General features: G+C 71.2%; 19 protein-coding genes and 1 pseudogene. 12 read left to right on the top strand and 8 right to left on the bottom strand.

What is annotated here, in order from left to right; genetic code table 11:
* Window positions 1-5: 5 nt before the first annotated feature.
* Window positions 6-236, bottom strand: coding sequence for a hypothetical protein (locus ACFY0K_RS19200; protein ID WP_390640826.1), 231 nt, complete (start codon window positions 234-236; stop codon window positions 6-8).
* Between the two features lie 14 nt (window positions 237-250).
* A complete protein-coding gene (locus ACFY0K_RS19195; protein WP_390640825.1) occupies window positions 251-1,405 on the bottom strand; it encodes an anion permease in 1,155 nt (384 codons plus the stop codon).
* Between the two features lie 154 nt (window positions 1,406-1,559).
* On the opposite strand from ACFY0K_RS19195, the gene ACFY0K_RS19190 reads away from it, so the two are divergent.
* The 3 genes from ACFY0K_RS19190 (at window position 1,560) to ACFY0K_RS19180 (ending at window position 3,200) form a co-directional block, all read left to right on the top strand.
* Window positions 1,560-1,913, top strand: coding sequence for a helix-turn-helix transcriptional regulator (locus ACFY0K_RS19190; RefSeq protein WP_390640969.1), 354 nt, complete (start codon window positions 1,560-1,562; stop codon window positions 1,911-1,913).
* An 87-nt stretch (window positions 1,914-2,000) separates the two neighbouring features.
* Window positions 2,001-2,420 carry a VOC family protein gene (locus ACFY0K_RS19185; RefSeq protein WP_390640824.1) on the top strand — a complete coding sequence of 140 codons (420 nt, stop codon included), beginning with the start codon at window positions 2,001-2,003 and terminating at the stop codon, window positions 2,418-2,420.
* 18 nt (window positions 2,421-2,438) lie between these two features.
* Window positions 2,439-3,200, top strand: a complete 762-nt coding sequence (locus tag ACFY0K_RS19180; protein WP_390640823.1) for a VOC family protein — start codon at window positions 2,439-2,441, stop codon at window positions 3,198-3,200.
* Here ACFY0K_RS19180 and ACFY0K_RS19175 read toward each other — a convergent pair.
* From ACFY0K_RS19175 to ACFY0K_RS19165, 3 genes are all read right to left on the bottom strand, one after another.
* Window positions 3,197-3,544, bottom strand: a complete 348-nt coding sequence (locus ACFY0K_RS19175) for a DUF952 domain-containing protein (protein ID WP_390640822.1) — start codon at window positions 3,542-3,544, stop codon at window positions 3,197-3,199. The genes ACFY0K_RS19180 and ACFY0K_RS19175 overlap by 4 nt on opposite strands.
* Before the next feature lie 391 nt (window positions 3,545-3,935).
* The gene (locus ACFY0K_RS19170; RefSeq protein WP_390640821.1) at window positions 3,936-5,036 is read right to left on the bottom strand and encodes a family 2 encapsulin nanocompartment cargo protein polyprenyl transferase; all 1,101 of its coding nucleotides are present in this window, start codon (window positions 5,034-5,036) and stop codon (window positions 3,936-3,938) included.
* 113 nt (window positions 5,037-5,149) lie between these two features.
* Window positions 5,150-6,556, bottom strand: a complete 1,407-nt coding sequence (locus tag ACFY0K_RS19165; protein WP_390640820.1) for a family 2B encapsulin nanocompartment shell protein — start codon at window positions 6,554-6,556, stop codon at window positions 5,150-5,152.
* 298 nt (window positions 6,557-6,854) lie between these two features.
* Between ACFY0K_RS19165 and ACFY0K_RS19160 the strand changes: the two genes are divergently transcribed.
* Together ACFY0K_RS19160 and ACFY0K_RS19155 are read left to right on the top strand one after the other, a co-directional pair.
* Window positions 6,855-7,445 carry an N-acetylmuramoyl-L-alanine amidase gene (locus ACFY0K_RS19160; protein ID WP_390640819.1) on the top strand — a complete coding sequence of 197 codons (591 nt, stop codon included), beginning with the start codon at window positions 6,855-6,857 and terminating at the stop codon, window positions 7,443-7,445.
* A gap of 33 nt (window positions 7,446-7,478) precedes the next feature.
* Window positions 7,479-8,360 carry a 1-aminocyclopropane-1-carboxylate deaminase/D-cysteine desulfhydrase gene (locus ACFY0K_RS19155; protein WP_390640818.1) on the top strand — a complete coding sequence of 294 codons (882 nt, stop codon included), beginning with the start codon at window positions 7,479-7,481 and terminating at the stop codon, window positions 8,358-8,360.
* A gap of 54 nt (window positions 8,361-8,414) precedes the next feature.
* On the opposite strand, the gene ACFY0K_RS19150 is transcribed toward ACFY0K_RS19155, so the two are convergent.
* Window positions 8,415-10,010, bottom strand: coding sequence for a Na+/H+ antiporter (locus ACFY0K_RS19150; RefSeq protein WP_390640817.1), 1,596 nt, complete (start codon window positions 10,008-10,010; stop codon window positions 8,415-8,417).
* Between the two features lie 61 nt (window positions 10,011-10,071).
* Between ACFY0K_RS19150 and ACFY0K_RS19145 the strand changes: the two genes are divergently transcribed.
* From ACFY0K_RS19145 to ACFY0K_RS19135, 3 genes are all read left to right on the top strand, one after another.
* Window positions 10,072-10,332, top strand: a complete 261-nt coding sequence (locus ACFY0K_RS19145; RefSeq protein WP_382719331.1) for a UBP-type zinc finger domain-containing protein — start codon at window positions 10,072-10,074, stop codon at window positions 10,330-10,332.
* Window positions 10,333-10,604: 272 nt separating this feature from the next.
* Window positions 10,605-11,018, top strand: a complete 414-nt coding sequence (locus ACFY0K_RS19140) for an anti-sigma regulatory factor (protein WP_004925829.1) — start codon at window positions 10,605-10,607, stop codon at window positions 11,016-11,018.
* The gene (locus ACFY0K_RS19135) at window positions 11,015-12,127 is read left to right on the top strand and encodes an RNA polymerase sigma factor SigF (protein WP_390640816.1); all 1,113 of its coding nucleotides are present in this window, start codon (window positions 11,015-11,017) and stop codon (window positions 12,125-12,127) included. Before ACFY0K_RS19140 ends, ACFY0K_RS19135 begins: the two co-directional genes overlap by 4 nt.
* A 13-nt stretch (window positions 12,128-12,140) precedes the next feature.
* On the opposite strand, the gene ACFY0K_RS19130 is transcribed toward ACFY0K_RS19135, so the two are convergent.
* Complete coding sequence (locus tag ACFY0K_RS19130) at window positions 12,141-12,581, bottom strand: hypothetical protein (RefSeq protein ID WP_390640814.1); 441 nt, start codon at window positions 12,579-12,581, stop codon at window positions 12,141-12,143.
* Between the two features lie 116 nt (window positions 12,582-12,697).
* Between ACFY0K_RS19130 and ACFY0K_RS19125 the strand changes: the two genes are divergently transcribed.
* Together ACFY0K_RS19125 and ACFY0K_RS19120 are read left to right on the top strand one after the other, a co-directional pair.
* Window positions 12,698-13,666, top strand: coding sequence for a diacylglycerol kinase family protein (locus tag ACFY0K_RS19125; RefSeq protein ID WP_351957892.1), 969 nt, complete (start codon window positions 12,698-12,700; stop codon window positions 13,664-13,666).
* A 320-nt stretch (window positions 13,667-13,986) separates the two neighbouring features.
* Window positions 13,987-14,244, top strand: coding sequence for a WhiB family transcriptional regulator (locus tag ACFY0K_RS19120; protein WP_010353616.1), 258 nt, complete (start codon window positions 13,987-13,989; stop codon window positions 14,242-14,244).
* Window positions 14,245-14,425: 181 nt separating this feature from the next.
* On the opposite strand, the gene ACFY0K_RS19115 is transcribed toward ACFY0K_RS19120, so the two are convergent.
* Window positions 14,426-15,892, bottom strand: a complete 1,467-nt coding sequence (locus ACFY0K_RS19115) for a PAS domain-containing sensor histidine kinase (protein WP_351958044.1) — start codon at window positions 15,890-15,892, stop codon at window positions 14,426-14,428.
* A 631-nt stretch (window positions 15,893-16,523) separates the two neighbouring features.
* Here ACFY0K_RS19115 and nagB point away from each other — a divergent pair.
* Together nagB and ACFY0K_RS19105 are read left to right on the top strand one after the other, a co-directional pair.
* On the top strand, window positions 16,524-17,309 hold the full coding sequence (gene nagB / locus ACFY0K_RS19110; RefSeq protein ID WP_390640813.1) for a glucosamine-6-phosphate deaminase: 786 nt from the start codon (window positions 16,524-16,526) through the stop codon (window positions 17,307-17,309).
* A 43-nt stretch (window positions 17,310-17,352) separates the two neighbouring features.
* Window positions 17,353-17,834: pseudogene (locus tag ACFY0K_RS19105) on the top strand (GNAT family N-acetyltransferase); the annotation flags it as partial.
* Window positions 17,835-17,955: the final 121 nt, after the last annotated feature.

Here is a 17,955-nt window from a genome sequence, read left to right as displayed (position 1 = left end):
GTGTCTCAGTGGAACTGCGGCACGATCAGGTAGATGCCGTACGCCACCACTGCCACGCAGGCGAGGAAGCACAGCCCTGCCTGGGCGACGCCGGTTGCGCTGGTGCCGCCCTGCTCCTTGGCTCCCTCGTAGCGGGCGAGCCCGAGGACGCCGAAGGCGAAGACGACCACCACAGCGAATGTAACTCCGATGCTCACCGCGGTGACCTGGCCCAGTGCGGTCCAGTCGATGGTCATGGGAACTCCCTCGGTCAGGCGGCGGTGCCGACGCTGGACGGCGGCGTGCTGCGGATGGCGACCTCGTGGCCGTCGTTGACGTTCTTCGCGTCGATCGGGTTGCGGCGCGACAGCATGACGATGCCGGCCGCGAGCGCGGCGCCGACCAGCGCGACCACGACCGTGCCGAAGTTGCCGCCGTGCTTGACCGCGTACGCGGAGATGCCGCCGACCAGCGCGGCACAGGGCAGCGTGATCACCCAGGCGGCCACCATGCGGCCGGCGACGCCCCAGCGGACCTCCGCGAGCCGCCGGCCGATGCCCGCGCCGAGGATGGAACCGGAGGCGACCTGCGTGGTGGACAGCGCGAAGCCCATGTGGGCGGAGGTCAGGATGACGGCCGTGGAGGCGGTCTCCGCCGCGAAGCCCTGCGGGGACTGGATCTCGGTCAGGCCCTTGCCCATGGTGCGGATGATCCGCCAGCCGCCGATGTAGGTGCCGAGGGCGATGGCGAGACCGGCGCTGAAGATCACCCAGACCGGCGGGCCGGCGTCGCCCGGGAGGGCGCCGACGGAGATCAGGGTCAGGGTGATGATGCCCATGGTCTTCTGGGCGTCGTTGGTGCCGTGCGCGAGCGAGACCAGCGAGGCCGAGCCGATCTGCCCGAGCCTGAAGCCCTTGGTCACGGAGCCCTCGCGGCCGCGGGCGGTGAGCTTGTAGGCGCAGTACGTCGCGATCAGCGCCGCGACACCGGCCACCACCGGCGAGGCGAACGCCGGGATGATGATCTTCTCGACAACCTTGCCGAAGTTGACCGCGCCGGAGCCCGCGCCGACCCACACGGCTCCGATCAGCCCGCCGAACAGCGCGTGCGAGGAACTGGACGGCAAGCCGACCAGCCAGGTCATCAGATTCCACAGGATCGCACCCACGAGGCCGGCGAAGATCATCGCTGGGGTCACCTTGGCGTCGTTCACGATGCCGCCGGAGATCGTCTTGGCGACCTCCGTGGAGAGGAAGGCTCCGACCAGGTTCAGCACGCCGCTGATCAGAACCGCGGTCTTCGGTTTGAGCGCGCCGGTCGCGATGGACGTGGCCATCGCGTTCGCCGTGTCGTGAAACCCGTTGGTGAAGTCGAACGCAAGTGCAGTGACGATCACGACCGCCACGAGGAACGTGATGTGGTCCATTCCTTTATGCAAACAAGGGCGGGCCAATTACGCGAGAACCGGAGGCAAACGCACGTCCAAAAACAAACCCCCGTCGTGTGTGCGATGTGCATGCCATGCTGGGCGGGTGACCCCCCTGGAGGACCTGAGGCGGCTGCGCCGGGCGCGCGACCGCATGGACCGCGAGTACGCGGAGCCGCTCGACATGGCCGAGCTCGCCCGTACCGCGCTGATGTCCCCGGGCCATTTCCAGCGCAGCTTCCGCAAGGCCTTCGGGGAGACGCCGTACAGCTACCTCATGACCCGGCGGGTCGAGCGGGCCAAGGCGCTGCTGCGCCGCGGCGACCTCACGGTGACCGAGGTGTGCATGGCCGTCGGCTGTACGTCGCTGGGGTCCTTCAGTTCGCGGTTCACCGAGCTGGTCGGGGAGACGCCGAGCGCGTACCGGGCGCGGGACCACGAGGAGAGCACGGTCGTCCCGTCCTGCGTGGCCCGTACGTTCACCCGGCCGCGCCGCCGGCCGTACTGACGGCACGCGACGGCCCCGCAGACGCCCGGCCGCTCCGCAGACGCCCGACCGCACGCACGGCCGGGCGTTTCCTCCTAGCCTGACCCCATGGACGTAAAACTCGCGCAGTGTTTCATCGCCGTCGACGACCACGACAAGGCGCTGGCCTTCTACCGGGACGTTCTGGGCCTGGAGGTCCACAACGACGTGGAGTTCGAGGGGATGCGGTGGGTGACCGTCGGGTCGCCGCAGCAGCCGGGTGTGGAGATCGTGCTGGAGCCGCCGGGCGCCAACCCGGACGCCTCGCCCGCCGACCGGCAGGCCATGGCCGAACTGCTCGCCAAGGGCATGCTGCGCGGGGTGATCTTCTCCACCACCGACTGCGACGCGCTGTACGAGCGGGTGCGGGAGCACGGCGGTGACGTGATCCAGGAGCCCACGGACCAGCACTGGGGCGTGCGGGACTGCGCGTTCCGGGACCCGGCGGGGAACCTGCTGCGCTTCACGGAGCGCCGGGAGGCCGATTAGCGCACTTACGATCACCGTATGAGCATCCGCTGGACGTACGCCTTCGCCGACCGGCCCGCCGCGCATCTCGCCTCCGCCCAGGCGTTCTGGACCGCTGTCACCGGCACCTTCCTGTCCACGCCCCGTGGCGAGGACGACGAGTTCGTGACGCTGCTGCCGGCCTCCGGCGTCGACGCCTGCGTCAAGCTCCAGGGGGTCTGGTCCGGCCCCGGCGGGGCCCACCTGGACCTCTGCGTCGAGGACGTGCCGGGCCTGGTGAAGCGGGCCCGGGAACTCGGCGCCGAGACCGTCACCGAGCACGACGGGTGGGCCGTGCTGCGGTCGCCCGGCGGGCAGTTGTGGTGCGCGGCGCCGTGGCACGGGGAGTCGGTGCGGCCGCCGGTCGTGGCGGGCAGCAGGCTCGACCAGGTCAGCCTGGACATCCCGCCGTCCGTGTACGAGCCGGAGACCGCGTTCTGGGCGGAGCTGACCGGCTGGGAGCTGCTGACCGGCTCGCTGCCGGAGTTCCGGGTGCTCAGGCCGCCGGCCGGGCTGCCGGTGCGGATCCTGCTCCAGCGGCTGGACGACGAGCAGCCCGCCGCCGCCCACCTCGACCTGGCCTGCGCGGACATCCCGGCGACCCGCGCCCGGCACGAGGAACTCGGCGCCGTGCACGTGGCCGACGGCCGCCACTGGACGGTGATGCGCGACCCGGCGGGCGGCGTCTACTGCCTCACCGGCCGCGACCCGCAGACCGGCGGCCTGCCGAGCCCGGATCAGGTGCCGGGGGCCGGGAACTAGCCGGCCGGGCGCGGGGGCCAGGGCTCCACGTCCACCACGGCCGTGACCGGTATCGGTCCGTACACGTGCGGGAACTCCTCACCGCCCGGCTCCGGCGCCTCCCACTTCACCGGGGCGCCGATCCGGGCCGGGTCCACGACCAGCACCACCAGTTCGTCCGGGCCCTCGTAGGCGCCGTACAGGAAGGCCGCGATGCGCGGGAGCTGGTCGCGGGTGGAGCAGTGGATGAAGCCCTCCTCCTGGAGCGTGCGGCCGCGGGTGGACATCTCGTAGCCGCCCCGGGCGCGGGCCTCCTCCCACAGGGCGCGTTCGGTGATGTGCAGGATGTTCGGGAGTCCGGTCATGCGGACACGCTACGGCGTGGGCCGGCCGGCGGATTCGGGCGGGGAGGGCGCCGGCGGGGGCGCCTCCCGCGTGCGGGACGGTCCCGGGTACCGGGCGCAGTCGGGATTGCGGCAGGGACCGGGTCCCCAGACCGGAACCCAGGCACCCAGCGTCTTGTGCCGCCGCACCACACGCTCGACGGACTGTCCGCAGGCCGGACAGACCTGGTCCTGGCTGTCCATGCACCCAGCGTAGGCCGGGCCCGGCAGCCGCGCCCGCCGCGACGGGAGGCGTCCCGGCGGTAGTCGGCGGGCCCCGCACACCGTGGGGATGCGCGGGACCCGTCGGGCCGGAGCCCCCGGAGAACCGTGCGGGGTCAGGAGCCGCACGGTCCCGGGGGCTCCGGGGTCTTCACCTGCTGCGCCGGGTCACGAACTCGGCGAGCGCGAGCAAACCGCCCGCCGCCTCCGGGCCGGGCACGGCGCGGGCGAGTTCCTGCAGCGCCCGGGCCATCCGGTCGGCCGCCTCGGACTGCGCCCAGTCCCGGCCGCCCGCCCGCTCCACGGCCTGTGCGGTCCGCGCGATCTCGTCGGCGTCGGACCGCACGTGCGGCTTGGCGTACAGCTCGGCGAGGTCGGCGGCAGCCGCGGTGCCGGAGGTGAGGGCCGCGACGACCGGCAGGGACTTCTTGCGGGCCGCCAGGTCCGCACCGGCCGGCTTGCCGGTGCGCCCGGGATCGCCCCATATCCCGATGACGTCGTCGATCAGCTGGAAGGCGAGCCCGGCCTGGCGGCCGAAGCCGTCGAGCGCCGCCACCTCCGCCGCTCCCGCCCCCGCGTACAGCGCGCCCAGGGCGCAGGCGCAGCCGAGCAGCGCCCCGGTCTTGGCCTCGGCCATGGCAAGCACCTCGTCGAGGGTGACCTCGTCGGGCGCCCGGTCCTCCATGGCGGTGTCCGCGTGTTGTCCCGCGCACAGTTCGAGGACGCAGTCCGCGAGCCGGACGGCGGCGGCCGCGGCCGCCGGGTGCGGGTCCTCGGCGAGCAGCCTGAGGGCCAGCGCCTGGAGGGCGTCGCCGGCGAGGATCGCGTCCGCGTCGCCGAACACGGTCCACGCGGTGGGCCGGTGCCTGCGGGAGGTGTCCCGGTCCATGACGTCGTCGTGCAGCAGGGTGAAGTTGTGCACCAGCTCCACGGCGGCCGCGGCCCGTACGGCGGCCGCGCGGGCCGCCGGGCCGCCGAGCGCGTCGGCGGCGGCGAGGACCAGCGCGGGCCGGATGGCCTTGCCCGCGTTGCCGTCCGCCGGGGTGCCGTCCGCGTGCTCCCAGCCGAAGTGGTAGCGCGCGATGCGCCGCATCGAGCCGGGCAACGATGCCACGGCGGTGCGCAGTTCGGGGTCGACGGACGCCCGGACCCGCTCCAGGATCACCGCCGCCTCGGCCCCGTCGAGCGGCTCCGGCCTCCCCTGCGGCAGCTGCGTGGCACGCTGCTGCCGTTCCGTCACGAACTCGGCCATGGCCTCCCCCTCGCGGAGCACGCGGACGGTGGCGTCTCCGCCCCGCCTCGGCACGTACCCCGAGGATGTACCCGCCCCGGAGGGCGGGGACACGGCCACCAAGTGCGGAAACGTCACCTCCAGCGGCCGATCTCGACGTTCTCCAGCACACCGAGGGCGTCCGGGACCAGTACGGCGGCCGAGTAGTAGGCCGTGACCAGGTAACTGATGATCGCCTGCTCGTTGATGCCCATGAAGCGCACCGAGAGGCTCGGCTCGATCTCGTCGGGGAGACCGGACTGCCGAAGTCCGACGACGCCCTGGTTGTCCTCGCCGGTACGCATGGCGATGATCGAGGTGGTCCGGGCCTCGGTGACCGGGATCTTGTTGCAGGGGTAGATCGGGACCCCGCGCCAGGTCGGGATGCGGTTGCCGGCGATCTCGACGGTCTCCGGGACCAGTCCGCGCTTGTTGAGCTCCCGGCCGAAGGCGGCGATCGCGCGCGGGTGGGCGAGGAAGAGCTTGGTGCCGCGCCGGCGGCTGAGCAGCTCGTCCATGTCGTCCGGGCTGGGCACGCCGTCGTGCGGCTGCAGCCGCTGGTCGTACTGGCAGTTGCTGAGCAGGCCGAACTCCCGGTTGTTGACGAGCTCGTGCTCCTGGCGCTCCTTCAACGCCTCGACGGTGAGCCGCAACTGGTGCTCGGTCTGGTTCATCGGCTGGTTGTAGAGGTCGGCCACGCGGGTGTGGATACGCAGCACGGTCTGGGCGATGCTCAGCTCGTACTCACGCGGCCGGGCCTCGTAGTCGACGAAGGTGTGCGGGATGTCGGGCTCGCCGCTGTGGCCGGCCGCGAGGGCGACCTCCTTCTCGCCGTACTTGTTGGTGCGCTGCTCGGGGATCGCGCGCAGCTGCTGAAGGTGCTCGCGCAGCGAGTCGGCCCGCTCGGCGACCTGCTCGAAGTCCTGCCGGGACAGGGTCAGCACGGTGCAGGCCGTGGCCGCGCGGGCGGTGTACTCCCAGATGGCGTCCGGGTCGATCAGGCCCTGCTCGCCGAAGTACGAGCCGTCACCGAGGACGCCGAGGACCGCGTCGTCGCCGTAGGGGCCGGTGCCGATCTTCTCGACGCGGCCGTGGGCCAGCAGGTGGACCTCGTCCGTCCCGTTGCCGAACGAGGCGATGATCTCGCCCGCGGCGAAGTCGCGCTGCCGGCAGCGCTGGGCCAGCTCGGCCAGCACCTCCTCGTCGTCGTACGACCGCAGGATGGGCAGCTCGCCCAGCTCCGCGGGGATGACCTCGACACGGTCGCCGGTCTTCAGGAACGTGATGCGGCCGTCGCCGACCGTGTAGGTGAGCCGTCGGTTCACCCGGTACGTCCCGCCCTGGACGTCCACCCAGGGCAGTGTGCGCAGCAGCCAGCGGGAGCTGATCTCCTGCATCTGGGGCGCGGACTTGGTAGTGGTGGCCAGGTTCCGCGCTGCCGCCGTGTCCAGAGACTGCTGCGGCTTGCCCTGATCCGTGCGGACCTCTTCGCCTACCGACATAAGGAAATGCCCTCCCATACCTGCGCGGGCGCCGAACTGCCCACGCATCGGTCTCACGGGCCACCCTGTCATCACGGAGTGTGCCGGGACCATTACCCGAAAGAGCGGGAATAGATCATCGCACTACTGGGCATGCCGACATATCACCTCATCCCCCACCCCTCGACAGGCGACTTGTCCCGATCGACTCGCACAGGATCCGAACAGCTCGAACGAGGCTGGCCCGGTAAGCCCGACTTCTGTAGAAAGCCCAGAAGATCTGGAAGATCCGGATAGTTCAGATGCGAAGGAGGCGGTCATGGCCCCACCCATGTCCGCGGACGCTTTCCTCGACGCGCTGCGGGACGAGGGCGTCACGGTCGTCGAGGTCGGCGACTGGAGGGACCACAACCGGAACCACAAGGGCCCCTGGGGCCCCGTCCACGGCGTGATGATCCACCACACGGTGACCCAGGGCGCCGGGACCACGGTCCGGATCTGCCGCGACGGCCACCCCGACCTCCCCGGCCCGTTGTGCCACGGGGTCATCACCAAGGACGGCACGGTCCACCTGGTCGGCCACGGCCGCGCCAACCACGCGGGCCCGGGCGACGACGACGTGCTGCGCGCGGTGATCGCCGAGAAGGCCCTGCCCCCCGACAACGAGGCGAACACCGACGGCAACCGGCACTTCTACGGCTTCGAGTGCGAGAACCTGGGCGACGGCGAGGACCCCTGGCCCGAGGCCCAGCTGGAGGCGATCGAGCGGGTGGCCGCGGCGGTGTGCCGGCGGCACGGCTGGTCGGAGCGGTCGGTGATCGGGCACCTGGAGTGGCAGCCGGGAAAGGCGGACCCGCGCGGCTTCTCGATGGCCTGGCTGCGTGACCGCGTCGGGGAGCGGCTGAAGTGAGCCCGCACCGGCGCCCCGGGCGACAATGACGACGTGACCAGCGCCGACATACTCGCCCCCCGGCTTCCCTCCCCGCTCGAGGCGGTGGCCGACGACCGTTTCGCCCGGCACGGCGTCCGTCTCCTCCTCAAACGGGACGACCTGATCCACCCGGAGCTGATCGGCAACAAGTGGCGCAAGCTGGTCCCGAACATCGAGGCGGCGGCCGGCCGTCCGGTCCTCACCTTCGGTGGCGCGTACTCCAACCACCTGCGCGCGACGGCCGCCGCGGGCCGCCTGCTGGGCTTTCCGACGGTGGGGGTGGTGCGGGGCGAGGAGCTGGCCGCCCGGCCGCTGAACCCGTCACTGGAGCGGTGCGCGGCCGACGGGATGCGGCTGCACTTCGTCGACAGGTCGGCGTACCGGCGCAAGTCCGAGCCGGAGGTACTGGCCGGCCTGCTGCGGGCCGCGGCGGCCGAGGACGCCTACGTGGTGCCGGAGGGCGGCAGCAACGCGGCCGCGGTACGCGGCTGCCGGGCCCTCGGCGCGGAGCTGCGCGGACGGGCCGACGTGGTGGCGATCGCCTGCGGCACCGGGGGCACGCTCGCCGGACTGGCCGCCGGACTGGGTCCGGCGCAGCGGGCATTGGGGGTTCCGGTGCTGCGGGGCGGGTTCCTGGCGGGCGAGATACGGCGGCTGCAGGCGGAGGCGTTCGGGGGGCGGCGCGGGCAGTGGTCGCTCGACGAACGGTTCCACTTCGGCGGCTACGGGCGCACGACGCCCGAACTCGACTCCTTCGCGGACGACTTCGAGGAGCGGCACGGAGTGCGGGTGGAGCGGCTGTATGTCGCCAAGTTGCTGTACGGACTTGTCGAGCTGGCGCGGGAGGGCGGCCTGGGGCGGGACGTGTCCGTGGCGGCGGTGCTGACGGCCTGACCGGCGGGCGGGCACGCGGACCGCGTCCGTCTTACGCCCTCTCGTTTCCGCTGCTCACTCGGCCTCCCGGTACGCCGCCGCCTCCTCCAGGTCCAGCCGGCGCAGCAGGGTGCGCAGCATCTCGTCGTCGATGTAGCGGTGGTCGCGGAGCCGGACGAAGACCGTGCGCTCGGCGCTGATCATCTCGCGGGAGAGGCGGCGGTAGGTCTCGTCGACCGACTCGCCGGTGACCGGGTTGGTCTGGCCCAGGCGCTCCCAGACGGCGTTGCGGCGCCGCTCCAGGACCGTGCGGAGGCGGTCGGCGAGCGGCGGGGGCAGATCGTTGCGGTCGTCGGTGAGGAGCTCGTCGAGGCGGGCCTCGGCCGCGCGCGAGGCCTGGGCCTGGGCGTTCGCCTCGGCGAGGGTCTCGGCCTGGGCGTCCCGGGGCGGGAATTTCATCAGGCGGATCAGCGGGGCCAGGCTGAGGCCCTGCACCACCAGGGTGCCGATGACCGTCGTGAAGGTCAGGAACAGGATCAGGTTGCGCTGCGGGAAGGGGCCGCCGCCGTGCACGGTGAGCGGGATCGAGAAAGCGATGGCCAGCGAGACCACGCCCCGCATGGCCGCCCAGCCGGCGACCGCCGGGCTGCGCCAGGTGGGGTTGTCCTCCCGCTCACGGATCCGCCGCGACAGGATGCGCGGCAGGAAGGCCGCCGGGTATATCCACACGAACCTGGCCGCCACCACGACCAGGAAGAGGGCGAACGCGTACCAGGCGGCGTCGAGGCCCTCGTACGCGCCGAGGCCCTTGAGGACGACCGGCAGCTGCAGCCCGATCAGCGCGAAGACCGCCGACTCCAGCACGAACGCCACCATCCGCCAGACGGCCTCCTCCTGGAGGCGGGTGGCGAAGTCGACCTCCCAGGCGCGGTGGCCGAGGTAGAGGGCGACCACGACGACCGCCAGCACGCCGGAGGCGTGGAACTGCTCGGCGACGCTGTAGGCGACGAACGGGATCAGCAGCGACAGCGTGTTCTGCAGCAGCGGCTCCTTGAGATGCAGGCGCAGCCAGTGGATCGGCACCATCAGCACCACGCCGACGAGCACACCGCCGACGGCGGCCAGCAGGAACTCCCCGATGCCGGCGGCCCAGGAGGCACCCTCGCCGACGGCGGCCGCGACGGCCACCCGGTACGCGGTGATCGCCGTGGCGTCGTTCAGCAGGGACTCGCCCTGCAGGATCGTGGTGAGCCGGGACGGCAGCCCCACCCGGCGGGCGATCGCGGCGGCCGCGACAGCGTCCGTGGGCGCGACGACGGCGCCCAGCGCGAGCGCCGCGGGCAGCGGCAGCCCGGGCACGATCGCGTAGGCGGCCCAGCCGACGACGAACGTCGCGAAGAGCACGTATCCGACCGAGAGCAGGGCCACCGGCCGCATGTTCGCCCGCAGGTCGAGATACGAGCTCTCGGTGCCCTCCTTGTACAGCAGTGGGGGCAGCACCAGAGGCAGGACGATGTCCGGATCGAGGGTGTAGCCGGGCACCCCGGGCACGTACGAGACCAGCAGGCCGACCGCGACCAGCAGCAGCGGCGCGGGCACCGGAGTGCGCCGGGCCGCTCCGGCGATCGCCGCGCTCCCCGCCACCAGCAACAGCAGTGGCATCACGTCCATCGTCCTCGCCCGCCCTCTTTTTCCGCGCGGCCACCCGCACACCCGTCGTAATCTGGCAATCATGAAACAGTGCACGCACCGCGACGCGCTGCCGCTCCCGGAACCCGAGCCACTGAACGAGACCTGCCCGGAGTGTCTCGCCAAGGGCTGGCACCCGGTGCAGCTGCGGCTCTGCCTGACCTGTGGCCACGTCGCCTGCTGCGACTCGTCGCCCGGAAGACACGCGACAGGCCACCACGAATCGTCCGGTCACCCGATAATGCGGACGTTCGAGCCCGGCGAGGACTGGCGCTGGTGCTTCGTCGACCACGTCCTCGTGTGACACTGCACTACGGCTGCTGAAGACGACAGCGGCGACGGTTCGACGGTTCGGCGCCGGGGTACGTCAACCCGGCGCGCGCTCTTCCCAATTGAGCAAGGCAGACCTCTAGACACGGAGCGTATCCACAGGTTTACTGTGAGTGACGCCAGGGGGTTGGGGTCCCGGGGACAGAGAAGTTCGGAGCGCGGTAGCGTCACCGCTGAACCACGTAGTGCGTTACCCCGGGGGGCGACCCTCGGCCCCGAAAAGCTTGTACCACCATGGAGGTGAGGGTGTCCCAGATCGCAGGCGAGCCCGCGACCCAGGACTTCGTGGAAGTCCGGCTGCCGGCTGCGGGTGCCTACCTGTCGGTGCTGCGCACGGCCACGGCCGGTCTCGCCGCCCGCTTGGACTTCACCCTGGACGAGATCGAGGATCTGCGCATCGCGGTCGACGAGGCCTGCGCGATCCTGCTCCAGCAGGCCGTTCCCGGCTCGGTGCTCAGCTGTGTCTTCCGCCTCGTCGACGACTCGCTGGAGGTCACGGTCTCCGCTCCGACCACGGACGGCCACGCCCCCTCGCGCGACACTTTCGCCTGGACCGTGCTCTCGGCCCTGGCGGGCAAGGTCTCGTCGGCCGTCGACGAGGACAAGACCGTGTCGATCAGCCTCTACAAACAGCGCGGCGCGGGACCCGGGCCGGCGTGAGGAACGGGGACGGGCCGGTGCGGGACGAAGAGCGCGGCACACGGGAGCTGCCGGCCGGGGGCGAAGACCCCGGGGCCGGCTCCCGCCGCATGGCTGACGGCATCGACGGCATCCCGGAGCAGGCCAGGCCGCACCCGGAGGACCCCTCCGCGCGGGCCGGTCTGGAGGGTGCCGTGCAGAGCGCGCCCCCGGAAGGGCGGAACGGGGTCGCGGCCCCGCACCGAGCCGGGGCGAAGGCTCGCGGAAGGGCGACGGGCGGGACGATGAGCGAGCACGAGCGATACGCCGAGGACGAGGCGCTGGCCGCGGAGGTGGTGCAGGCGACCCAGCACGAACCTCAGGACCGCGCCGAACCTCAGGACCGCAGCGGCGCGCGCGCCCTGTTCGTCGAGCTGCGCGGGCTGAAGGAGGGCAGCGCCGAGTACGCGGAGCTGCGCAATCGGCTGGTCCGCATGCATCTGCCGCTCGTGGAGCACCTCGCTCGCCGGTTCCGGAACCGCGGCGAGCCGCTGGACGACCTGACCCAGGTCGCCACCATCGGCCTGATCAAGTCCGTCGACCGGTTCGACCCGGACCGGGGCGTGGAGTTCTCGACGTACGCCACCCCGACCGTGGTCGGCGAGATCAAGCGCCACTTCCGCGACAAGGGCTGGGCCGTCCGCGTTCCACGCCGTCTGCAGGAGCTGCGCCTCGCGCTCACCACCGCCACGGCGGAGCTGTCCCAGCAGCACGGCCGCTCCCCCACGGTGCACGAGCTGGCCGAGAAGCTCGCGATCTCGGAGGAGGAGGTACTGGAGGGCCTGGAGTCGGCCAACGCCTACTCCACGCTGTCCCTGGACGTCCCCGACACCGACGACGAGTCGCCCGCGGTCGCCGACACCCTGGGCGCGGAGGACGAGGCCCTGGAGGGCGTCGAGTACCGCGAGTCCCTCAAGCCCCTCCTGGAAGACCTCCCGCCCCGCGAGAAGCGCATCCTTCTCCTGCGCTTCTTCGGCAACATGACCCAGTCCCAGATCGCCCAGGAGGTCGGCATCAGCCAGATGCACGTCTCACGCCTGCTGGCGAGGACCCTGGCTCAGCTGCGGGAGAAGCTGCTGGTGGAGGAGTAGGGCGCCCCGCAGGTCAGCTACTACGCCCGGGTCCCTTGATCCCGAGGGCCTGGGTGGTGGCGGAGTTCACCAGCAACACCAGCGAGGCGATCGCCACCACCGCGAGCACGATGCCCACCGGAATCGCCACGCTGTCGGCCTGCAGCAGGTTGTACGCCACCGGCAGCGCCATGATCTGCGTGATCACCGCCGGCCCCCGGCTCCAGCTCTTGCGCAGCAGCAGCCCGCGTGCGGCGAGCAGCGGCAGCAGCGCCAGCACGACGACGGTGATTCCTCCGGTGATCGCCTGTCCCCGGTCGTCCGGACTGCCGGTTACCCCGAGCACGGCCAGCCACACCCCGCCGGCCAGCAGGGCGAGCCCTTCCAGCCCGACCAGCGCGGCGGCGTACGTCAGCCGCCGCGGACGGGACTCCTCGATTCCGCCGGTCTTCTCAGCCGTAGGTGCTTCACTCACCCCAGAAGGGTAGCCCTCGGCCGCCACCCGTAAGTGTCGAGGCTCACGCCCCTGTCTCTTACCGGATCCCTAACTCGGTCTGGGATCGGTACTTTCCAGTAGGTACGCTGCAATCCATGCGTGCACTTCTCGTGGTCAATCCGGCGGCAACCACCACAAGCGCACGTAGGCGCGACGTCCTCATCCACGCGCTCGCGAGCGAAGTGAAGCTGGAGGCGGTCACCACCGAGTACCGCGGCCACGCCCGCGACCTGGCGCGGCTCGCGGCCGAGAGCGACGACATCGACCTCGTCGTGGCACTCGGCGGCGACGGCACGGTCAACGAGGTGGTCAACGGACTCCTCCACAACGGACCCGCCCCGGACCGGCTGCCCGGCCTCGCTGTGGTCCCAGGCGGCTCCACCAACGTCTTCGCCCGCGCCCTGGGCCTGCCCAACGACCCGGTCGAGGCCACCGGCGACCTGCTGGACGCGCTGCGCGAGAAACGCGAGCGCCTCGTCGGCCTCGGCCTGACCGCCGGCACGCCCGGCACCGAGGACGAGGCGGTCCCGGCCCGCTGGTTCACCTTCAACGCGGGACTCGGCTTCGACGCGGGCGTCGTCGGCCGGGTCGAGCAGCAGCGCGAACTCGGTAAGAAATCCACACACGCGCTGTACGTTCGTCAGGTCGTCCGGCAATTCCTCGGCGAGCAGCACCGCCGGCACGGATCGATCACACTGGAGCGGGCCGGCGCCGACCCGGTCACGGATCTTGTCGTGGCGATAGTCTGCAACACCTCGCCCTGGACGTATCTCGGCAATCGTCCGATGTACACGTCACCTAAGGCCTCGTTCGATAAGGGCATCGACGTACTCGGTCTCAGCCGCCTGTCGACGGCCGCGGCTGCCCGGTATGGCACGCAGTTGCTCACTTCGTCCCCCGAGAAGGGACCCCACGGCAAGCACGCCGTGTCCCTGCACGATCTGGACCAGTTCACCTTGCATTCGAAGGTGCCCCTCCCCCTCCAGATGGACGGCGACCACCTAGGACTGCGTACGAGCGTGACGTTCACAGGCGTACGCCGCGCACTGCGTGTGATTGTGTGAGCGGAACCGGCTAAAGTCCTTTCACTCGAACGTTTAGGCCAGGATCCACCCCATGGAAGTACGGCTGTGACCCAGTCGACACCGAGGAATCAAAAAAAACTTTCCGGAAGGGGTTGTATCCGTCGCTGAGGTTTGCGAGTCTCTACGTGGCGGTCGGGACAGCCCGCAACACCGGCGTCCGCTGATCACCGGAATCCCCCTTCAACTCACAGGACCCCTGCCAGGGAACCTGGCGGTCGGCCCTTCACTTGTTGAGGGATTCGTGAAAGCGTTCACATTCACAAGCAACGTGCATGTAATACCAAGGAGAGGTAGCAGCCATGGACTGGCGTCACAACGCCGTTTGCCGCGAGGAAGACCCCGAGCTCTTCTTCCCCATCGGCAACACCGGTCCTGCGCTGCTGCAGATCGAGGAAGCCAAGGCCGTCTGCCGGCGCTGCCCCGTTATGGATCAGTGTCTGCAGTGGGCGCTCGAGTCCGGTCAGGACTCCGGCGTCTGGGGTGGTCTCAGCGAGGACGAGCGTCGCGCGATGAAGCGCCGTGCCGCCCGCAACCGGGCCCGTCAGGCCACCGCCTGACAGTCCCACCCCTGATGACAGCCTGAGCTTGGCGGCGCGTACAGCGAGTACGCATCTCCCGCCCCCGAGCCGCAGCGCGCAGTACCCCCGATGCGCTTAGCAGTAAGAGCAGCAACGAGCGAGCAGCCCCGGACCCACCAGGTCCGGGGCTCTTTGCTGCCCGGGAGCCGCCCCGTGAGGCTCACTTCTGCGGGCGCACCGGCACGTCCAGGATCACCCGGGTCCCGCGCCCGGGGGCGGGCACCATGTCGAAGGTGCCGCCCAACTCGCCCTCCACCAGCGTTCGTACGATCTGCAGGCCGAGGTTGCCTGAGCGGTGCGGGTCGAAGCCCTCGGGCAGGCCGACGCCGTCGTCCTGGACGGTGACGAGGAGCCGGGCCTCCTTCGTGGTGCCGCCGCGGACCGCCGAGACCTCGACGGTTCCGGTGTCGCCCTCACGGAAGCCGTGTTCGAGGGCGTTCTGCAGGACTTCGGTGAGCACCATCGACAGCGGGGTGGCGACCTCGGCGTCGAGTATCCCGAAGCGGCCGGTGCGCCGGCCCGTGACCTTGCCCGGCGAGATCTCGGCGACCATCGCGAGCACCCGGTCCGCGATCTCGTCGAACTCGACGCGCTCGTCCAGGTTCTGGGACAGCGTCTCATGCACGATGGCGATCGAGCCGACCCGCCGTACGGCCTCCTCCAGGGCCTCCCGGCCGCGTTCCGAGTCGATGCGCCGGGCCTGCAGGCGCAGCAGCGCGGCGACCGTCTGCAGGTTGTTCTTCACCCGGTGGTGGATCTCCCGGATGGTCGCGTCCTTGGTGATCAACTCACGCTCGCGGCGCCGCAGTTCGGTGACGTCCCGGAGCAGCACCAGGGAACCGATGCGGGTGCCCTTGGGCTTGAGCGGGATCGCCCGGAACTGGATGACGCCGTCCTCGGACTCGATCTCGAACTCGCGCGGCGCCCAGCCGCTGGCGAGTTTGGCGAGCGCCTCGTCCACCGGCCCCATGGTCGGGGCGAGTTCGGCCGTGGTCTGGCCCAGGTGGTGCCCGAGCAGGTCGGCGGCGAGGCCGAGGCGGTGGTAGGCGGAGAGGGCGTTCGGGGAGGCGTACTGGACGATGCCGTCGCCGTCCACCCGGATCAGGCCGTCGCCGACGCGTGGCGAGGCGTCCATGTCGACCTGCTGGTTCGGGAAGGGAAACGATCCGGCAGCGATCATCTGCGCCAGGTCGGAAGCGCTCTGCAGGTAGGTGAGCTCCAGGCGGCTCGGAGTGCGCACGGTGAGCAGGTTGGTGTTGCGGGCGATGACCCCGAGGACCCGGCCCTCGCGCCGTACCGGGATGGACTCGACCCGTACGGGGACCTCTTCGCGCCACTCCGGGTCGCCCTCGCGGACGATCCGGCCCTCGTCCAGGGCGATGTCCAGCATGGGCCGGCGCCCGCGCGGGACCAGGTGGCCGACCATGTCGTCCTGGTAGGAGGTGGGGCCGGTGTTGGGGCGCATCTGCGCCACCGAGACGTACCGGGTGCCGTCCCGGGTGGGGACCCACAGAACCAGGTCGGCGAAGGAGAGGTCGGAGAGCAGCTGCCACTCCGAGACCAGCAGATGGAGCCACTCGAGGTCGGAGTCGTCGAGGGCGGTGTGCTGGCGGACCAGTTCGTTCATGGAGGGCACGTCTGTGAGCGTACCTGGGGGTATGTGGATGGCCGAAAACCGGCGAGTACGGCGGGAAGGGCAGGCCCGGAAACACCCGCGGGCCGCGGCGCCTGAGAGGGACCCTCAACCCTCCCGGCACCGCAGCCCGGAGCAGCAACGGCCGCGGGGTGTGCGGTCCCGGTCGGCCGAAGGTGAGGAGCCGGGGCAGTCAGGGCAGAGAGCTCCGGTTCCTCGGTCCGCCTTCCTGTGCGGGGAAGACGGAAGAGTGTGACTGTGCCGTACGGCTGATGCCGTACTCGTTCAGCCCTCGTACGCAATTGTGGACTAGACCACGGTGTGTGTCCATGCGTTGGAGACTGTTCACAGTTGATGCGATCGCAGCGTAGCCCGCCGGGGGCGGCCGTGGGGGCGGATGTCCGGGGCAATTTTCGGCGGCCCGGGCGAGACACGGCCTCCCGTTGCGGAAATTTTCCTCAATTCACCCCATCTGACGTATTCACGTAACCTCGCACTTGTCCCCTTTCTCTGCGCCCGACCTCCGGCGACAGGGGTCGGTTCTGTTAGATTGGTCCCATCAGATTGGTCTAAACCACATAGACCTTCCAGACCCTCCAGCCCTCTTCAGAACGGCAGGCCCAGCGTGGAAGTTGTCATCGTTCCGGACGCCGCCGCGGGTGGCGAGCTGATCGCGGAGGCCATGGCTCAGCTGCTCCGGCACAAGCCGGCCGCGCTGCTCGGGGTGGCCACGGGCTCGACCCCGCTCCCCATCTACCAGGCGCTCACCGCCAAGGTCCGGGACGGGGCGGTGGACGCCTCACGGGCGCGCATAGCCCAGCTCGACGAGTACGTGGGGCTGCCGGCCGACCACCCGGAGTCCTACCGGTCGGTGCTGCGGCGCGAGGTGCTGGAGCCGCTCGGGATCGGGATGGACGCCTTCCTCGGCCCCGACGGTGCGGCCGAGGACGTGCAGGCCGCCTGCGAGGCGTACGACGCGGAGCTGGCGATGGCGGGCGGCGTGGACCTGCAGTTGCTCGGGATCGGGACCGACGGGCACATCGGGTTCAACGAGCCCTGCTCGTCGCTGGCCTCACGGACCCGGATCAAGACGCTGACCGAGCAGACGCGCATCGACAACGCGCGGTTCTTCGACGGGGACATCACGCAGGTGCCGCACCACGTCATCACCCAGGGGATCGGGACGATCCTGGAGGCACGGCACCTGGTGCTGCTGGCCACGGGCGAGGGGAAGGCCGACGCGGTCGCGGCGACGGTGGAGGGACCGGTCGCCGCGGTGTGCCCGGCGTCGGCGCTGCAGCTGCACCGGCACGCCACGGTCGTCGTCGACGAGGCCGCCGCGTCCAAGCTGAAGCTGGCGGACTACTTCCGGTACACCTTTGCCAACAAGCCGGAGTGGCAGGGGATCTGACGGTTCCGTCTGCCGGGTTCGGTGCGATGCGGACTTGCGGCGGGTGGTGGGTTGCTCGCGCAGTTCCCCGCGCCCCTTGCGGGGCGATCGGCTCGTGCTCCGTGAGGCGGAGGCGCGGGACCGTGCGGCGGTCATCGGCCGCGTGCCGAGCTCGAACGCGTGGTCCCCGAGGTCCCCGGTCGGCGCCCCGGCTGGTTCGTGGTCGAGCTCGACGGAGCGATGATCGGCACCGTTCAGCTCGAACCGCACGCCCCCGAGGCGCCGGGCAGCGAACACCGTCGGGCGGCCGGCCGGACCGACCTCGGCTACCTGTTCCTGCCCGAGGCGTGGGGACACGGGTACGCCTTCGAGGCGTGCGCGGCGGCTCTCGACTGGTTCCCCGGCGTACGGCCCGGTGAGCCGGTGGTGCTCTACACCCAGACCGCCAACGTCCGCTCGATGCGTCTCGCGGCCAAGCTCGGCTTCACCGAGCTGGAGCGGTTCGAGGCGTACGGCGCCGAGCAGTGGTTCGGGGTGGGGGGGCCCCGGGGGGGCCCCCCCCCCCCCCCGCCCCCCGCACCCCGCCCCCCCCCCCCGAACACGCCCCCCCCCCCACCCCCCACCCCGGCCCCCCCCGGCCGCGCCCCGGAAAAGGCGCCCCCCGGGG

Origin of the sequence: Streptomyces sp. NPDC001507 (assembly GCF_042894765.1) — a bacterium.
GTDB lineage: Bacteria > Actinomycetota > Actinomycetes > Streptomycetales > Streptomycetaceae > Streptomyces.
The sequence above is the reverse complement of the archived record's forward strand: the minus strand, read 5'-3'. Positions and strand labels throughout refer to the sequence as shown.

What these genes read in the sequence shown, in the direction of transcription:
- ACFY0K_RS19120 (WP_010353616.1), top strand. Translation starts at nt 13,987, where the DNA reads ATGGACTGGCGTCACAACGCCGTTTGCCGCGAGGAAGACCCCGAGCTC.
- ACFY0K_RS19200 (WP_390640826.1), bottom strand. Translation starts at nt 236, where the DNA reads ATGACCATCGACTGGACCGCACTGGGCCAGGTCACCGCGGTGAGCATC.
- ACFY0K_RS19195 (WP_390640825.1), bottom strand. Translation starts at nt 1,405, where the DNA reads ATGGACCACATCACGTTCCTCGTGGCGGTCGTGATCGTCACTGCACTT.
- ACFY0K_RS19180 (WP_390640823.1), top strand. Translation starts at nt 2,439, where the DNA reads ATGAGCATCCGCTGGACGTACGCCTTCGCCGACCGGCCCGCCGCGCAT.
- ACFY0K_RS19185 (WP_390640824.1), top strand. Translation starts at nt 2,001, where the DNA reads ATGGACGTAAAACTCGCGCAGTGTTTCATCGCCGTCGACGACCACGAC.
- ACFY0K_RS19145 (WP_382719331.1), top strand. Translation starts at nt 10,072, where the DNA reads ATGAAACAGTGCACGCACCGCGACGCGCTGCCGCTCCCGGAACCCGAG.
- ACFY0K_RS19115 (WP_351958044.1), bottom strand. Translation starts at nt 15,892, where the DNA reads ATGAACGAACTGGTCCGCCAGCACACCGCCCTCGACGACTCCGACCTC.
- ACFY0K_RS19175 (WP_390640822.1), bottom strand. Translation starts at nt 3,544, where the DNA reads ATGACCGGACTCCCGAACATCCTGCACATCACCGAACGCGCCCTGTGG.
- ACFY0K_RS19190 (WP_390640969.1), top strand. Translation starts at nt 1,560, where the DNA reads ATGGACCGCGAGTACGCGGAGCCGCTCGACATGGCCGAGCTCGCCCGT.
- ACFY0K_RS19150 (WP_390640817.1), bottom strand. Translation starts at nt 10,010, where the DNA reads ATGGACGTGATGCCACTGCTGTTGCTGGTGGCGGGGAGCGCGGCGATC.
- ACFY0K_RS19160 (WP_390640819.1), top strand. Translation starts at nt 6,855, where the DNA reads ATGGCCCCACCCATGTCCGCGGACGCTTTCCTCGACGCGCTGCGGGAC.
- ACFY0K_RS19165 (WP_390640820.1), bottom strand. Translation starts at nt 6,556, where the DNA reads ATGTCGGTAGGCGAAGAGGTCCGCACGGATCAGGGCAAGCCGCAGCAG.
- ACFY0K_RS19125 (WP_351957892.1), top strand. Translation starts at nt 12,698, where the DNA reads ATGCGTGCACTTCTCGTGGTCAATCCGGCGGCAACCACCACAAGCGCA.
- ACFY0K_RS19170 (WP_390640821.1), bottom strand. Translation starts at nt 5,036, where the DNA reads ATGGCCGAGTTCGTGACGGAACGGCAGCAGCGTGCCACGCAGCTGCCG.